Origin of the sequence: Rheinheimera mangrovi, assembly GCF_003990335.1 — a bacterium.
GTDB lineage: Bacteria > Pseudomonadota > Gammaproteobacteria > Enterobacterales > Alteromonadaceae > Pararheinheimera > Pararheinheimera mangrovi.
This window is the reverse complement of record NZ_CP034683.1, coordinates 3216777-3231848: the sequence shown is the minus strand read 5'-3', so window position 1 is coordinate 3231848 and position 15072 is coordinate 3216777. Positions and strand designations below refer to the sequence as shown.

Annotated in this window: 17 protein-coding genes; 10 read left to right on the top strand and 7 right to left on the bottom strand. The window is 45.7% G+C overall.

Annotation, left to right across the window (positions count from 1 at the left end; translation table 11 throughout):
- Positions 1-26: 26 nt before the first annotated feature.
- The 6 genes from EK374_RS14620 (at position 27) to EK374_RS14595 (ending at position 5008) form a co-directional block, all read left to right on the top strand.
- Positions 27-596 (top strand): sigma-70 family RNA polymerase sigma factor, encoded by a 570-nt coding sequence (locus EK374_RS14620; protein ID WP_206099216.1) that lies wholly within the window; start codon positions 27-29, stop codon positions 594-596.
- On the top strand, positions 589-1155 hold the full coding sequence (locus EK374_RS14615) for a hypothetical protein (RefSeq protein WP_164731885.1): 567 nt from the start codon (positions 589-591) through the stop codon (positions 1153-1155). Before EK374_RS14620 ends, EK374_RS14615 begins: the two co-directional genes overlap by 8 nt.
- A 122-nt stretch (positions 1156-1277) precedes the next feature.
- Positions 1278-1730 (top strand): YgjP-like metallopeptidase domain-containing protein, encoded by a 453-nt coding sequence (locus tag EK374_RS14610; protein ID WP_233280267.1) that lies wholly within the window; start codon positions 1278-1280, stop codon positions 1728-1730.
- On the top strand, positions 1727-2230 hold the full coding sequence (locus EK374_RS14605; protein WP_127025122.1) for a gamma-glutamylcyclotransferase family protein: 504 nt from the start codon (positions 1727-1729) through the stop codon (positions 2228-2230). The genes EK374_RS14610 and EK374_RS14605 overlap by 4 nt, the downstream gene beginning before the upstream one ends.
- A gap of 4 nt (positions 2231-2234) precedes the next feature.
- A complete protein-coding gene (locus tag EK374_RS14600; protein ID WP_127025119.1) occupies positions 2235-3452 on the top strand; it encodes a serine hydrolase domain-containing protein in 1218 nt (405 codons plus the stop codon).
- A gap of 86 nt (positions 3453-3538) precedes the next feature.
- Positions 3539-5008 carry a hypothetical protein gene (locus EK374_RS14595; RefSeq protein ID WP_127025116.1) on the top strand — a complete coding sequence of 490 codons (1470 nt, stop codon included), beginning with the start codon at positions 3539-3541 and terminating at the stop codon, positions 5006-5008.
- Positions 5009-5628: 620 nt separating this feature from the next.
- Here EK374_RS14595 and EK374_RS14590 read toward each other — a convergent pair.
- From EK374_RS14590 to EK374_RS14580, 3 genes are read right to left on the bottom strand one after another with little or no spacing between them, the layout of a single operon-like run.
- Positions 5629-5871 (bottom strand): hypothetical protein, encoded by a 243-nt coding sequence (locus tag EK374_RS14590; RefSeq protein ID WP_127025113.1) that lies wholly within the window; start codon positions 5869-5871, stop codon positions 5629-5631.
- 42 nt (positions 5872-5913) lie between these two features.
- Positions 5914-6729 (bottom strand): 23S rRNA (guanine(745)-N(1))-methyltransferase, encoded by an 816-nt coding sequence (rlmA, locus tag EK374_RS14585; RefSeq protein WP_127025110.1) that lies wholly within the window; start codon positions 6727-6729, stop codon positions 5914-5916.
- Between the two features lie 15 nt (positions 6730-6744).
- Positions 6745-7134, bottom strand: coding sequence for a VOC family protein (locus EK374_RS14580; RefSeq protein ID WP_233280266.1), 390 nt, complete (start codon positions 7132-7134; stop codon positions 6745-6747).
- Between the two features lie 151 nt (positions 7135-7285).
- Between EK374_RS14580 and EK374_RS14575 the strand changes: the two genes are divergently transcribed.
- Entirely contained in the window at positions 7286-7618 is a 333-nt protein-coding gene (locus EK374_RS14575) for a DUF440 family protein (protein WP_127025107.1), read from the top strand.
- A gap of 137 nt (positions 7619-7755) precedes the next feature.
- Positions 7756-9309 (top strand): RsmD family RNA methyltransferase, encoded by a 1554-nt coding sequence (locus EK374_RS14570; protein WP_127025104.1) that lies wholly within the window; start codon positions 7756-7758, stop codon positions 9307-9309.
- Positions 9310-9311: 2 nt separating this feature from the next.
- Here EK374_RS14570 and EK374_RS14565 read toward each other — a convergent pair whose 3' ends face one another.
- Positions 9312-10097 (bottom strand): S1/P1 nuclease, encoded by a 786-nt coding sequence (locus EK374_RS14565; protein ID WP_127025101.1) that lies wholly within the window; start codon positions 10095-10097, stop codon positions 9312-9314.
- A gap of 11 nt (positions 10098-10108) precedes the next feature.
- Entirely contained in the window at positions 10109-10951 is an 843-nt protein-coding gene (locus EK374_RS14560; RefSeq protein WP_127025098.1) for a 23S rRNA (adenine(2030)-N(6))-methyltransferase RlmJ, read from the bottom strand.
- Positions 10952-11139: 188 nt separating this feature from the next.
- Here EK374_RS14560 and EK374_RS14555 point away from each other — a divergent pair, with 188 nt between their 5' ends.
- A complete protein-coding gene (locus tag EK374_RS14555; RefSeq protein WP_127025095.1) occupies positions 11140-12021 on the top strand; it encodes a tRNA/rRNA methyltransferase in 882 nt (293 codons plus the stop codon).
- 279 nt (positions 12022-12300) lie between these two features.
- Here EK374_RS14555 and EK374_RS14550 read toward each other — a convergent pair.
- A protein-coding gene (locus EK374_RS14550; RefSeq protein ID WP_206099215.1) for an IS3 family transposase occupies positions 12301-13463 on the bottom strand; the annotation gives its coding sequence in 2 pieces (ribosomal slippage) (positions 12301-13208 and positions 13208-13463; 1164 coding nt in all).
- A gap of 187 nt (positions 13464-13650) precedes the next feature.
- Here EK374_RS14550 and EK374_RS14545 point away from each other — a divergent pair.
- Positions 13651-14274 carry a DUF2238 domain-containing protein gene (locus tag EK374_RS14545; RefSeq protein WP_127025092.1) on the top strand — a complete coding sequence of 208 codons (624 nt, stop codon included), beginning with the start codon at positions 13651-13653 and terminating at the stop codon, positions 14272-14274.
- 22 nt (positions 14275-14296) lie between these two features.
- Here EK374_RS14545 and EK374_RS14540 read toward each other — a convergent pair whose 3' ends face one another.
- Entirely contained in the window at positions 14297-15061 is a 765-nt protein-coding gene (locus EK374_RS14540; RefSeq protein ID WP_127025087.1) for a DUF4097 family beta strand repeat-containing protein, read from the bottom strand.
- Positions 15062-15072: the final 11 nt, after the last annotated feature.

Genomic DNA, 15072 nt, shown 5'->3' with positions numbered 1-15072 from the left:
CATAGTGCAAAAAAGAGGAGCAAAGGATGCTGTTATCCTGGTTAATCAGACGTGACACAGCGCCGGAACCTGATCCGATGTCGCTGATGCAGAGTTATATTCAGACAGATAATCCAGCTTATCTTGCACTATTGATCCATCGCTATGGCGATGATTTATATCATTTCTTATTAAAACAAACTGATCCTGCTCTGGCTGCGGATCTGAGTCAGCAAAGCTGGCTAAAAGTGATGGAACAAAAACAACAATTTGCCGGGCATAGCAGTTTTAAAACCTGGTTGTTTGCGATAGGCCGTCATTTGTTACTGGATGAATACAGAAAACAGCAACGCTGGTTGTATGAGGTAAACGACGAGCTGGCAGCGGAAGACAGTAGCCCCGAGCAGGTACTGGAACAGCAGCAAAAGGAGTTACAGCTGCAGCAGCTGTTACTGCTGTTACCTCTATTGCAACGTGAAGCTTTGTTGTTGCAACTCGAAGGATTCAGCCTGCAACAGATAGCGCAAATTACAGTAACAGAACCTGAAACCGTCAAAAGCCGTTTACGTTACGCGCGGCAGGCGTTAGCAAAACAGCTCGGAGGGCATGATGAATAAGCTGGATGACAAACTACAGCAGTTGTATCAGCAAAGTAAAACTGAGCATCCAATGCCGGAACAATTAAAGCAGCAGCTATTAGAGTTAAAGCCACAACCAAAAACCTTGAGCTGGAAATCCTTATGGCCTGCAATGCAAGGGTTAGCCGCATGCGTTGCACTGATATGGTTGGCACAACAACTCTGGTGGCAGCCGCAGTACTACCAAATTGTGCTGCAGTCAGATGCTACTTACCATCAGGTACAGCTGCATAGCCTGGCCAAAAATAGCAGCCTGTCAGATCAAACGGCTTACCAGCAACGTTATCAGCAGTATCAGCAAGCGCGCCAGCAACTGGATCAAAGTAATAGCCTGATTGGGCAACTGCGCTTTAGCGGGCAGGAATGGCAGATTGAAGTCTGTGAGCAGTTATTGGTAAAAATTGATCAGCAGTTAGCCTTGGAGCTGCAGCAAGACAAACCATGGCGGGCAGGGCAGTGGGTTGAACTCAAAACAGGTCAGCAGGGCCAAATACTGGCTATTATTTCAGCTCAACAGCCTTTGCAGTGCCACGGCTAAAAAGAAAGGTTCACCTCAGCGCTTTTATTTTTTACACTACGCATCGTTTTTGTTCTGGATGATGCTGAGTGGAACCTGTTTTAACTTTTTTGACCTCTTATCCCGAAGCCGTGCGGACACAGGTGCAGTCATTGATTGCTCAGGGTCGTCTTGCCGAAGTACTGGCAACACGTTATCCCGACGTACAGCACGATATTCAGAATGATAAAAGTCTGTATCAGTTAACTCAGGAGCTGAAACAACGTTTTATCAAATCCAGTGCTCCGGTCAGTAAGGTCTGTTTTGATGGCAAAATTCATCTGGATAACAGCTTGGGTTTACACAGTTTTGTCAGCCGTGTACAAGGCGGAAAACTGAAAGCAAAACACGAAATCCGAATTTCTGCTTTATTTAAGCAGCTGCCTTTTCCTTTGTTAAAGATGGTTGTGGTGCATGAATTAGCGCACTTGCGCGAAAAAGATCACAACAAAGCTTTTTATCAATTGTGTCAGCACATGGAACCCCAGTATCATCAATTGGAGTTCGACTTACGTCTGTTTTTAACTTTGAGACAGTTGGATGGAAAAGCGGTATGAAACCTGATGGTGATGCAGTTTTTGTCTATGGTTTGTTGATGTTGCCTGAAGTGGTTTATGCCATTACCGGCAAACATTATGTGATGCAACAGGCCAGTCTGTCCGATCACAAACGTTACGGCTTACAGCAGAACTCTGCTGATACCCCAATACCTGCCTTAGCTCATTGCCCCGGGCATTTACAACATGGACAAGTGCTGTTGGGGGTTCTGCCAGATGAACTTGCCCTACTGGATTTTTTTGAAGAGCTGGATTCTGGTTTATATCTACGTCAACAGGTCAGGGTACAGTCTGAAGGCGTATGGCTGGATGCCTGGTGTTATGTAGTGGGGCCAGTTTTAGAGCCTTATTTGGCCGGAGAATGGTCGTTACAGCAGGTCAGTGCAGGACACAAGGAACATTTGATTACACAGCTGATACCGTCGATGTTAACGACTTATCATAATTTACATGCCGATACCGGCACAAAAACAAAGGCAACCCCTTTGTCAGAGGACTGATACATTGAAATTAATCCAATTACTGGTGGGCGCCTTCTTCGTCCTTTCCCCCCAGTTGCTGGCGGCTGATGTTGATAAACTGGCCACCAATTTTGACTGGCATTTTCGCCAAACCTTAAAAAAGAACAATATACCGGGTGCAGCCTACGCTATCGTAAAAGATAACAAAGTCGTGAAAGTTGGTGCTTATGGGGTACGCTCTGTGGGCTCTAAATCGAACATCGATGCCTACACTGTGTTCCGGCTGGCCTCTGTTTCTAAAACCTTTACAGGGCAGTTGTCTTCTGTACTGGTGCATCAGGGACGTTTTCAGTGGGATGATCCCGTTACCCGTTATGTGCCTGCCTTTTCTTTTAAAAGTCCGCGACATACAGGTGCGTTAAGAGTGGAGCACTTGTTGTCACAAAGTGCTGGCCTAGTGCCTAATACTTATGATGATTTAATTGAAGCCAATCAGACTCCCGCCCAGATTTTACCTAAGTTTCGTTATTTAAACCCTCGTTGTGCTCCAGGCAAATGTTATGGCTATCAAAACGTGTTGTTCAGCCTTATTCGGCCTGTGATGGAAAAAACCACGGGCAGCAGCTTCGAAAGCCTGATGGAACAAAAACTGTTTAAACCTTTGAAAATGCCAACAGCTTCGGTCGGGTATTCAGCATTCTTAGCCTCTAAGAACCGGGCTATGCCTCATGTCAGAGTAAAAAGAGGCTGGGCTGAAACGAAAGTGAATCCAAGTTATTACCGGGTTAGTCCCGCAGCTGGTGTCAATGCCAGTGTGATGGATATGAGTCAATGGCTGATAGCCCAGTTAGGCCATTATCCAGCTGTATTAACTCCTGCCATGTTGCAGGATGTTCGGAGTAAAAGAGTGAAAGTGGCTGATGATTTAGGTGGTCGTACCTGGGGCCAGTATGTCACCACTTCGCATTATGGCTTGGGTCTGCGTATATTTAATTTTGGTGGCCATGAAGTCTATTACCACGGTGGTTGGGTGAAAGGTTACCGCACGGAAATGGCGTATTCCAAAGAAAAAGGAGTAGGGCTGGTGGTACTTATTAATGCTGAAACCAATCTGGTTGGTGATTTATCAACCTATTTCTGGTCAAACTTACTGGCGGTAAAACCGCAGAATAAGAAACGTATTGCCGCTCAAATGCAGGATGAATGGGATATGGAGATGGGCTCGGACTTTGAATGGCAAGCTCCACTGCTGGCAGAGTAAATCCGGACTAAGCAAAGGATTGCTATATTGGTATATACTTCTCTGGTGCAAACTAAGTGGCCCGCTGAAAAGGATAAATGCCCGATATGTCGATGGGAATCATAAGTCAGTCTTCGTATAGTAAAACCGTAAAAACTATCCTGAGCAAAATCCACGATTCTACAGCACTGAATGATTCTGTGTATGAAGTAGCTACAGATTATTTTCGTCATGCAAAACAGCAGGATGAAAAACTTCAGCAGTTGCAATTACAAGTACGCAGGTTGGAAAATAAGTCAGGTTTATCTACTGCTGAGCAAAAGCAATTGGCTGAAGCTCAATCCGCACTAAAACTCTATGTGCGCATGCTCGATGACAGTCGAGTTGAGCGTTATCGATCATTAAAAGCTTTGTGCCTGTCAGTATTACAGTTAACTGAAGGGGAAAACTTTGAGGAGACAGTGCAAATGTCTTCGAAGTTTTTGGGAACCATTCAATTGCTGGCTCCCAGTAATGGCAGATATGTAGCTTCGGTGAATCAGAAGTTTAAGCATCTGTATAAAGGCATTTTAAGTTTGCGTTTGCTGGACCGTTTATTGCTGGATAACGAGCTGAGTAATAATTATGTGCAAGCGAAGATGCGTGCAGCCAAAGAAATGCTGGATAACCCGGAGGCTGCCTATAAAGCTGACTATGCTCCTTTTCGTGACGATGTACAGCTACCGCTGTTGATGGCTGCGATATTGCAGGATATAGGTACTTATCATCCGGATGCTTTGGCTATTCTCAAAGGCTCAGATGGCGATCTGGATGAATTTAGGGTTCTTGATGATGAAAACCGCGTTGCACTTTTGAAAATAAATTATCAGGAAACGCTAAATTACGTCACCAAAGGTTTGGCCTGCGATCGCTATGTAGGAAATTCAAAAAAAGAGCGGGAGCTGTTTAATCAAAATGAGCAGGACAAACTGAATTTTGTCTATACCTTGCTTAAAAATGCCATTAAACCAGAAAGTGGCGTAGGTAACTTGCTGAAAATTCCGCAGATTTATACGTCAGTTGTATTGTCTACCAAATTGAACCACAGCTATGAGTCTTTGCCTAAAGCAGCATTGGTGCTGCAAAGCGGCGTAGAGAGAGGTTATTACCATAAAGCTGCAGTGGATGCGCTGATTAAAATTACTGGCTTGTTCCCACAGGGCTATGGCGTGACTTATATTCCAAAAGACTCAGATAAACGTGATTTGGACAGATACGAATATGCCTTGGTGGTTTCTTTGTATCCGCCTGCCGCTGATATGCCGATATGCCGGGTGGTGACCCGTAGTATGACTTTCAGTAACAACGGTACCAATGTGGTGGTTAGCGTAGACAACAACCTTTATTTCCCAACAGCACGTAAGAAGCTGGAGAAAATGAGCGAAGAACGGCTATTGGAAATTTTAAGTAAGCTGGTATCCAATTTTGAAGAACGCAAGAACATGGACTTGATTCCTAAATGCTGGTTTCCTGATGAGTATTTCTCCTACAGTAAAAATCAGAATTTATGGAACAGAGTCACCACTATTCAGAATTGATGCTCCTGCAGTGTCGACATACCGTACCTCCTGTACATCGTCGACACAATGCTCCTGCAGTGTCGACATACCGTACGTCCTGTACATCGTCGACACAATGCTCCTGCAGTGTCGACATACCGTACCTCCTGTACATCGTCGACACAATGCTCCTGCAGTGTCGACATACCGTACCTCCTGTACATAAAAAAGCCCGGCTGGGTTGCCGGGCAAAAAACAGCGGTTCAGGGAGATGAATAAAACCGCTTGCGCTAGAACTCTTTACGGTAAACAACTGCAGCTTCATCTGATGGTAACGAGAAACAGCAATCCTGAAAGTATGGACTATGGCTTCAGGCTTTGGTTCAGTGTCAGGTGGTGCCAGTTTTTCCGATACATAATAGGCGATCAAAAGTTGGAGCATCAGTTGATGTAGTGAAATCTGAGGTCATTGCTGCATCCATCTTGTGTTGATTTATGCTCAGCATAAGGATGGATGCAGCAGAAAGATAACGCTTTAACTGAATCGCCTCTATCGTTTTATTTGATTAACCCAGCTGAGCTGGGGTGTTAAATGATCTGGCTCAGAACTGAATGTTTTTGCTGCGTTCTGGTGGTAAGTTTATGAAAAATTGAGTTATTTAATCATCAAGCTTAAAGCAAAGACTCAACACTCCCAATGCAATCCCCTGATCTGACAGCACGGCCCGAGCATAAATCAGGCTTTGTTTTTGTTGTGCTTGCAGGTCGGAATAACGGGAGTTTTCGCTAAATTGTTGGGGCTGTTGCATCGCATCGACAGCCTCAACACAAGGTTCTGCTAAAAGGCTGCAAATTTGGCAGTCTGTAGCTACAAAACCTATATCTGCCGTGCGTTCAAACAAGTTGCAGATCAGCACATCAATAGTAATCTGGCTACGTCATTTTTACATTGAGCGATTTTTTCGATACAAATCTAAGTAAAAATTCAGGCTGATTTGCGGCGAACCTGCAGCAAAAAGCTGCTTTTGTTCCGGTTTAAACTTCCAGGCTAAAGGTGTCATTTCCAACAGGTTTAACACCATATCAGCTGGTAAATCGGTCAGCTTTAGTTTGAGTTCCTGGCGCTGTTGATGTTCAAAACCCGAAATAGCTTCGATTTGATCGCTATGCAGGCGTACAGAACTGTATACCTGTTGTTTTATTTCCACTAAATGGTCCGGTGCAGGCGTCACCGTCAGCAGCAGGCCTTCTGTTTTTAATACCCGTGCTAATTCTTGTGGTTCACAAGGCGCACAAAGTTTTAATGCGGCATCAAAGCTCTGATCGGCAAAAGGCAGATGCCAGGCACTGGCGACACAAAATTGGATAGCTGGGTAGCTTTTGGCGGCTTTTTTGATGGCAGTTTTAGCAATATCAAGGCCGTACAGTTTGAGTTCTTTGTCAGCTAAAGCCTGCGTTAATCTGTTGCTGTAATAGCCTTCACCGCAGCCAAGGTCGAGCACCACTGGCTGATGTGGCAATACAGCTGCGAAGTAGTGATTTACGGCGTCGGATAAAGGCTGGTAGTAGCCAGCATTTAAAAAGTCGCGGCGGCTTTGCATCATCAGTGGCGAATCGCCCGGCACTTTGGAGTTTTTTTGCTGTACAGGCAATAAATGCAAATAACCCTCTTTGGCGAGATCAAAGCTATGGTTTGCAGCACAAACAAAGCTGTTGTGGTGTTGAGTCAGACTTTGTTGGCAAAGCGGGCAACGGTACATACAAAAATCTCCGGTTTAATTCAGTTGCAGCAAGTCCCAGCGGGTGCCGTACAAGTCTTCAAATACAGCCACAGTAGCATAGGTTTCTTCACGTGGTGTTTCGAGGAATTTCACGCCTTGTTGTTGCATCCGGTCGTGATCACGCCAGAAATCGTCGGTATTTAAAAATAGAAAAACCCGGCCGCCACATTGATTGCCTATCTGTTGTTTTTGCTGTTCGTTACTGGCTTTGGCCAGCAAGATAGCGGTTTCAGTTGCGCCTGCAGGCCGCACCACCACCCATCTTTTTTCACCTTGTGGGCTGTCTTCTACCAGCTCAAAGCCAAGCTTTTGTGTGTAAAATTCGATCGCCTCATCATAGTCAGCTACTAATACACTAATTAAACCTAAACGTTGTTTCATCATGCCCACTTACAGCTGACTAAAAAGAGCCGCTATGCTACCGATCCGTTGCTGTGGATACCAGTAAATATTCGCGTTTGTCCTGCTTTGGCTGGGCAGACTAAGAATGCAGTTGGTATACTGCCGCCTTTGGTTTATCTGTGTGGAGAAAAGAATGTCTGGCTCAGAACTTGAACTCTGGACTTTGGATGAGTTGTGCGATCACGCTTTTGCAATTTTTGAAGAGTTAGCAGAAGAAAACTTGTCTGCTGAAGATTATGCGTTGTATCAACAGCATGCAGCTGCATCTGCCTATGTAGACTTAGTTGCAGCGACAGACGATTGGGTCGATATGATTGCCATGGACCTTGACCCTGAACTGCATGTCGAAGCCCACATTGGATTAGCCGATATTAATGGTGTTGCTGAGATAGTGCTTGCCAGAATTTTACTGAGCAAAGAAAAGTTTGAAACTTTATGTCATGCCCGCTGGCGTGGGCAGGACTAAATTGGCTTAAAAAATCAGCCAAGTCTTGGATTTTGTATCGTTTTTTCTAAATTTTTCTTTTGCGACTGGCCATCTTCCGCCTACACTAAAGAGGTGTCAGTGGCCGGTCATCGATCTGAGAAAAACGAGGCAAAGGTTTGAGTCTTACCCGATTTGATTTTAGTAAGTTATTTGATCTCAATGTGTTAGTTATTGAGTCAGATCCAGCGTCTGGGCATCAGTTAAAACAAATTCTGACTGGTCTTGGCATCAAAAAGGTGGAGCTTAGCCGCAACGCTCAGGTTTTGTTGAGTAGCGAAGGTACAGCACCTTACGATGTGATTTTTCTTGATTATGATGCGGAACCCTCTTTGGTGGGAGCAGACCTGATTGAATTGTTGCTCCACAAAGGTATTGTGAGTCCTTTATGTCGCTTGGTGGTGTTGTCTGCAGCCACAGAGCGGCAGAAGTATGCTGTGGATTATCCATTTCATCAGGTTGATTTTCTCGACCGTCCCTGCAACAAATTCCATATGGATGAGCAGCTCAAACTGCATGTCCGGTTAAAAGCATTTATGGATCAGATCCTGCCTCTGGTGCATAAGCGCCGCTATGTTGATGCCTTTAAGCTGATTGGTGAACTGCAACAAAAAGCCGGTGCTGATACTCCTGTTGCTGTGCTGCAGCTAAAGGTACAGATGCTGCTGGAGCTCGGAGTTTGCGATGCGGCCTCTGCATTAATAAAATCAGCCTGCGCCAAACAGCAAAGCTGGGCTTTGTGGCTACAATTCCTGCTGGATTACGAACAAGGTGATTTGCAGTCTTGTCACAGTTTTTTAGTCAATGACAGTGAAGAAGTCCAGCGTTATCAGGAACGAAAAGAAGTCTGGCAAATTTATCTGGCGCTGGAAAATGAAGACTACGAAACAGCCCTTCATGTGGCGGTTAAATTACCAGCAGCAGGCATGTCGACCCATATTACTCAGTTAGTGCAACTGGTGATGATGATGTCGGACAAAGCAGAACAAGCGATTGAACTGATAGAGCGCAAAAGGCGTTTGGCAGGCAGTGGCCATCAGTTTTGTGTGTTGACGGTGAGTTTGTGTAAGTTGTTGCTGTTTGTCATGGCGCAGCCTGCGGCAGAGCAGCGTATCGCGCACTATCAGGCAATGTTGCAACACAACTTTCGGCAGTTAATCACAGATAAAGACGCCAGTCAGTTTGCGACCGATATTATCTGGTTGCAGGGCAGTTTAGTCTGTCAGGTTGAAGGTAATGATGCTGCGGTGGCATTTTTAGAAAAACAAAAACAACATTTAGCCTCTATGCAGATGTCAGTTTCAAGCTTATGTCAGGGCGCTACTTTAATGGCCAGCCTGGGTAAAATGAATGCAGCTTTTGACTTAATGTACTTAGGCAACAAAGCCTTAAATATGCTGCCGCATAGCATGCACAGAGTCTACGCCAGTAGTTTACATCAGCAGGCATTTCACTTGATCTATGCTGTGGCTGACAGAGGTCAGGTGTATGCACAACTGGGTTTGCGGCATGAAAAAGAGGGAGAGTTACGCCCGGCAGCTCAAATGTACTACAAGGCTTATCTGGAAGAACCTGGCTATTTAAAACATCAGGAGCAGTTGGCAAACTTGCTGAGCCAGCTAAAGCTAAGCAAGTTCAAAACCTTTGTATTAGAAGAGTTTAACCGCCGCTGATATTAGCCGGCGTCGGTTGAATTAAAGCTTTGCTCCAGCACTAGAGCCAAACGCACAGCAGCTTGTTGCAGTCGTTGCTCCAGCTCTGGCAGATGCTGTTGCTGGTAACGCTCATCGATTAACATGCCAGGTTTATAGCCCTGATAAATCAGTTTGACTAGCAACACTGACTCGTTGGCCCAATCCAGTACACTGACGCTTTGCCACTGCTGTTGTTTTGTTTTTAACGCCTGATACAAAGCCTGCTGCTTCGCATCATCCTGATAAGAGGCGGCTTCCAGAATACGACTGTCCCAGACGCCATGCAAATTCGACGGCTCACCCGCAAAATACACCGCAGTTCTGTTGCCACCTAAATCATCGGCATAACCTGCATGCAAAGGCTGATGCAAATCACCTATAAAGTGTCCTACAAACAACAAGGCTTCTAACTGGGTTTTTGATGGCGCAAATGGCGTTAGTTTTTTTCGCTCTTGCTCAATAGCCGACAAGACACAACCTTCGGCCGGGCAGTGCTGCATGGTCAACTTAGTGTCAGAACGCTGAATATTCACGTAATGCCAGACTTTGGTGTGCTGATATTCCGGTAAAGAACGCACCTGATCCGGCCAGGAGCAGGCCTTAGTAAAATCTTTTTGTTCGTGCAACTGCATCAGTTGCTGCACTTTTTGCTGGCTGACCTGGCTTAATAACTGATAAGCCATGGAACAGACCATTTGGTGGCCTAATTCACCAAAAGCAAAGACTGGGCTACAAAACAGCGCCAAAGCTAAAACCAGATTACGCATAAAGTATTTCCTTATTCATCCACGAGTTGAGTGACTTGCCAGTAGGCGAGCGGGCTTTGTGAAAGTAATGGTGCCAGCTCCTTTAAGCAGCTCTCCATATCCTGTTTCAGCGTAAAAGGCGGGTTGATCACCAGCATGCCGCTGCCTGTCATACCAAAACCTTCAGCGTCTGGCTGTGGGCAATATTCTATACGCAGCTGATTACGAATTTGTGTATCGACTATGGCATCAATAAAGCTTTCGACTGCCTGACGTTCGATCACCGGATACCAGATGGCGTAAGTGCCTTGTGGAAAACGCTGTACAGCCTGTTCTAAGCCTTTGATCAGATCCTGATACTCGGTTTTTAATTCATAAGGCGGGTCAATCAGCACTAAGCCGCGCTTAGCCAGCGGAGGCAACATAGCGCGGATGCCGGCCCACGCGTCCATTTTTTCAATACGGCTGTGGCGGCGACGCTGAAACTGACTGGCCAGAATAGGATGATCGCTTGGGTGCAATTCGGTGGCCTGAATAGTATCTGTAGCACGACATAACAAATCGGCAATTTTTGGTGAACCTGGATAAAAGGCTAAATCGTCGCTGTCGTTTACCAGCTTGATGGTATCTACATAAGCTTTGATATCAGCGTTGTTACCCAGATAGTTCCAGAGTTTGCCAATGCCGGTTTGGTATTCGGCAGTTTTTTGCGCTTGTTCGCTATGCAGGCTGTATAAACCGGCACCGGCATGCGTATCGTGATAGCAAAACGGCTTATCTTTGCGTTTTAAGTAGTTCAGGATACAAATCTGCACCAGATGTTTAATCACATCGGCGTGATTGCCTGCATGATAACTATGACGATAACTCAGCATAAGCCCACTCTTTGAATAGTTTTTGGATAGTTTTCGCGTCGATGGCGCACTAAAAGCGCAAGCATACTGCGCCAGAGCAGAAAGGCAAGTGTTCTGTATGCCGCCTCAAGTCAGAAGTTGTTTGGGCTTCTGCGCTTTGCAGTGTTAAAATCTATCCCATCAGCGACACCGCAAGCACAGGATCTCCCTTGAATCGCAAAACCTCAGCACCACAGCATAAAAAAACACACACTGAGCTACAAAAACCATGGACTAAGGAAAAACCTGCAACGGTCAAAGCAGCAGAGACAAAAAACAATACGCCTAAAGCTGTGTCTGCCAAAGTGTTAAAACAAAACCGGCAGGAAGAAGCCAAAATTTATGGTGAAAATGCCTGCCGTGTGGCTTTTTCGCAGCGCCCTGAAGCCCTGGTGCGTTTGTATTTAAGTGAGCAAATGGCACCAAAGTTTGCGGATGTAATGAAATATCTGGCGGCCAATAAAAAAGCCTACCATGTGGTGTCTGAAGGCGAACTTGAAAAAGTAGCTGGTAGTCAGCATCACGGTGGTGTGGTGCTGTTGGGTAAACGTAAGGCAGTGTTATCTCTGGCCAGTTATTTAACCCAAAACGGCCGTAAAAAACAGGATTGTTTGCTGGCATTAGATGGTGTCGGTAATCCGCATAATTTAGGCGCTATAGCCCGCAGCTGCGCTCACTTTGGCATTAGCGGCATTGTGATGAAAGACCCGGATTTACTGGCTCATGGCGCTGCAGCCCGCACAGCTGAAGGCGGCGTTGAGTTTGTTGAAGGTTTAAGTTGTGACAACCTGCCTCTGGCATTGCAGCTGTGTAAACAAGCGGGTTACACCCTGGTGACTACGTCAAGCCATTGTGGCGTATCACTCTACAGCAGCCAGTTGCCTGCTAAAGTGGTGATCGTCTTTGGTGAGGAAATGTTTGGTGTCTCTCAGTCTGTCGCTAAGTCTGCAGACATCGCCTTACAAATTCCTGGCACAGGCAAAGTGGAATCCTTAAATGTCAGCGTGGCTGCCAGCCTGATTTTGGGCGAATGGTATCGTCAGCAGCAATAAAACGAAGCAGAGCCTTGGCTCTGCCTCTGATATGCGTTTACGAAGGCAACTGAATGCTCAGGGCAGTATTGTCAGGAAAGTGCCCAGTGCTGGAGCTGTTTTTAGCGTCAAATATGGACCTGCCGCCAGAATTAAGCTCAGGCATATAAAACTCAGCAAAAATCCACTGAAGCGTTGTTTATTACTTTCCATCATCAGAATCTCATTTTTCGTATTGATGTCAGTGTGCTGCAACTGGTGGCTGTTGTTTTAAAAAAAGTGATTGGACTTCCCCCAATCTCATAGACACTCGTTAACCTCGTTGAGATTAGCTTTTTCCTCATAATCTGCTGGTGATAACTGTCCTAAATGACTGTGTCTGCGCCGACGGTTATAAAATACCTCGATGTACTCAAAAATGTCACTACGCGCTTCTTCACGGTTGTTATAAATTCTCCGTTTAATCTGCTCTTTTTTCAGTGAACTAAAGAAGGATTCGGCAACCGCATTATCCCAACAGTTACCGCGCCGACTCATGCTGGCTGAGAGTTTGTGTGTATCCAGAAATCGTTTCCATTCATCGCTACTGAACTGGGAGCCTTGGTCAGAATGTATGATGACCGGTTGTTTCGGTTTCCTGCGCCAGACAGCCATTAACAACGCATCAAGCACAATTTCTTTCGCCAGCGTGGCCTTCATCGACCAACCAATGACTCGTCGAGAGTACAGATCTAACACTACGGCAAGATATAAAAAGCCCTCGTAGGTTCTGATATAGGTGATATCAGTTACCCAGGCTTTATTTGGCTCGTTATAAGTAAATTCACGCTGTAACTGGTTTTTTGCCGGTACAGCGGGTTTACCCGCACGATAACGTGGCGTTTTATAACCACGAATAGCTTTGAGGCCAGCCAAATTCATCAAGCGAGCTACGCGATTCTCCGAGCAGGTTTCACCGGCTTCACGTAAATCAACATGGATACGAGGGCTGCCATAAATGCCGCCGCTTTCAAGCCATGACTCTTTAATCAGTGCCGTTAAACGCTGGTTCTCACGTGCTCTGTTTGATTCAGGCTGCTTCAGCCATTGATAATAGCCGCTGTGATGGACACGCAGCATGGTACACATCAACCGCACAGGATGGCAGTTCTGGTTATCGCGGATAAAGGCATACCTTAACTGAACTGCTTGGCAAAGTATGCGGCGGCCTTTTTTAGGATGTCCCGCTCTTCTTCAGCCCGTTTTAAAGCGGCTTTTAGCCTGGCATTTTCAGCGGCTAAATCCTGCTGCTGCGTCACTACAGGATCTGGATTAGTGGCCTGATTATGTTCCTTGAGCCACTTATAAAGGCTGTTGTCTGATACGCCTAAGCGCTCAGATACATCTTTAACGGAATATCCACGTTCTGTGATTTGTTTGATAGCTTCGGCTTTGAATTCTGGTGTAAAACGTTGCTTGGACATGGTGCCCTCCTAAAGTTGTATTTTAACCTAAGGAGTGTCTAGTGTTTTAGGGGAAGTCCAGATAAGCGGTGAGTTGCAGGGATGGACGGTTATTTGAGTTCTGCCGCGCACTTCGTTAGTCTGGCCTTGTAATTCTTCTGCTTTATTGGTTTGATATCCCTAACGATTCAGGAAAGGTGAGCTCAGGATGAAACAAGGGTTGTGGTTGGCGGTATTTTTTGTCGTACTGATCTGGTCTGGTATTGAGCCAAAAGATCAATTTACCTGGTTTCTGGAAGTGTTACCTGCGTTGATTGGTTTAGCTGTGCTGGCTGTGACTAAAAGCCGTTTTCCGCTAACGCCTTTGCTGTACTGTTTGATTTTGCTGCACTCTGTGATTTTGATGATCGGCGGCCATTATACTTATGCTGAAGTGCCATTATTTGATTGGATCCGTGATTGGACTGGTGGTGAGCGCAATAATTACGACAAAGTAGGGCATTTGGCTCAAGGCTTTATTCCGGTGATCATTTGTCGCGAGCTGATTTTGCGTAAAGGTTTAATTTTTGGCCAAAGCTGGCAATGCTTTTTCAGTGTCTGTTTTTGCTTAGCCTTCAGTGCTTTTTACGAGCTGATAGAGTGGTGGGTGGCCTTAGCGACAGGTGAAGATGCTGAAGCATTTTTAGGGACTCAGGGTTATGTCTGGGATACCCAGTCAGATATGGCCTGGGCCTTAAGCGGTGCTTTAATTGGCTGGTTTACCCTCAAAGGCTTACATGATAAACAATTGCGGCAACTGCGCGCCGCTGCGGTAGATAAAGGCCAAAACTAGTTTAGTAATGGCCTTGTAGGTTTTAGTCTTTATTTAAGCTAACAGGGCCACTGATCTGGTCAATTTTCAGCTCACCAGACCCATCATCCAGTAAAGTAAAACCACCGGCTTGTTGCACACGGATATCACCTGAGCCATCGCTAATGCTGACCATGCCTTTGACTTGCTGAATATCTATGTCACCGGAACCATCTTCCACCAGCACTGTACCTGCAACCTGTTGAACAAACAAATCGCCTGAACCATCTTCTATCGTCAGATTGCCACTGAGCCGGGTCAGACTGGCATTGCCTGATCCATCTTCCAGCGCCAGATGACGACCACCTTGCACTGTTAAATTGCCCGAACCATCGTTAATTACCAGATCAGAACTTAAACCTTCAATATTGATATCGCCAGACCCGTCCTCCAGAGTCAAAGCCAATTCAGTCGGCACTTTGACGAGAAGGTCTGCATAGCCAGATGGGCCTGAGCAAACACCAATACAAGAGCCACCTACAGCCTTCAGTACTGCTGCATTGCCTTGTTTTTCCAGTGATAAAGTAAAAGGTCTGTCTTCGCTGGAATACAGATCTGCAATCACTTCAATTTGACTGGCGCCTTTGACGCCGATAATTTTCAGATCACCGGCTTCAGTTTCGGCGGTTAATTCGCTCAAACCTGCAGCGCTTAACTGCAACTGACGTTGCTCGTGTTTTAGAGCCTCAGCGGCAGAACTATGGCCTACGTGGATCACACAGGCACTGAGTAACAATGTAGGAATACAGACAGCAATCAATGATTTCATAACAGCTCCTT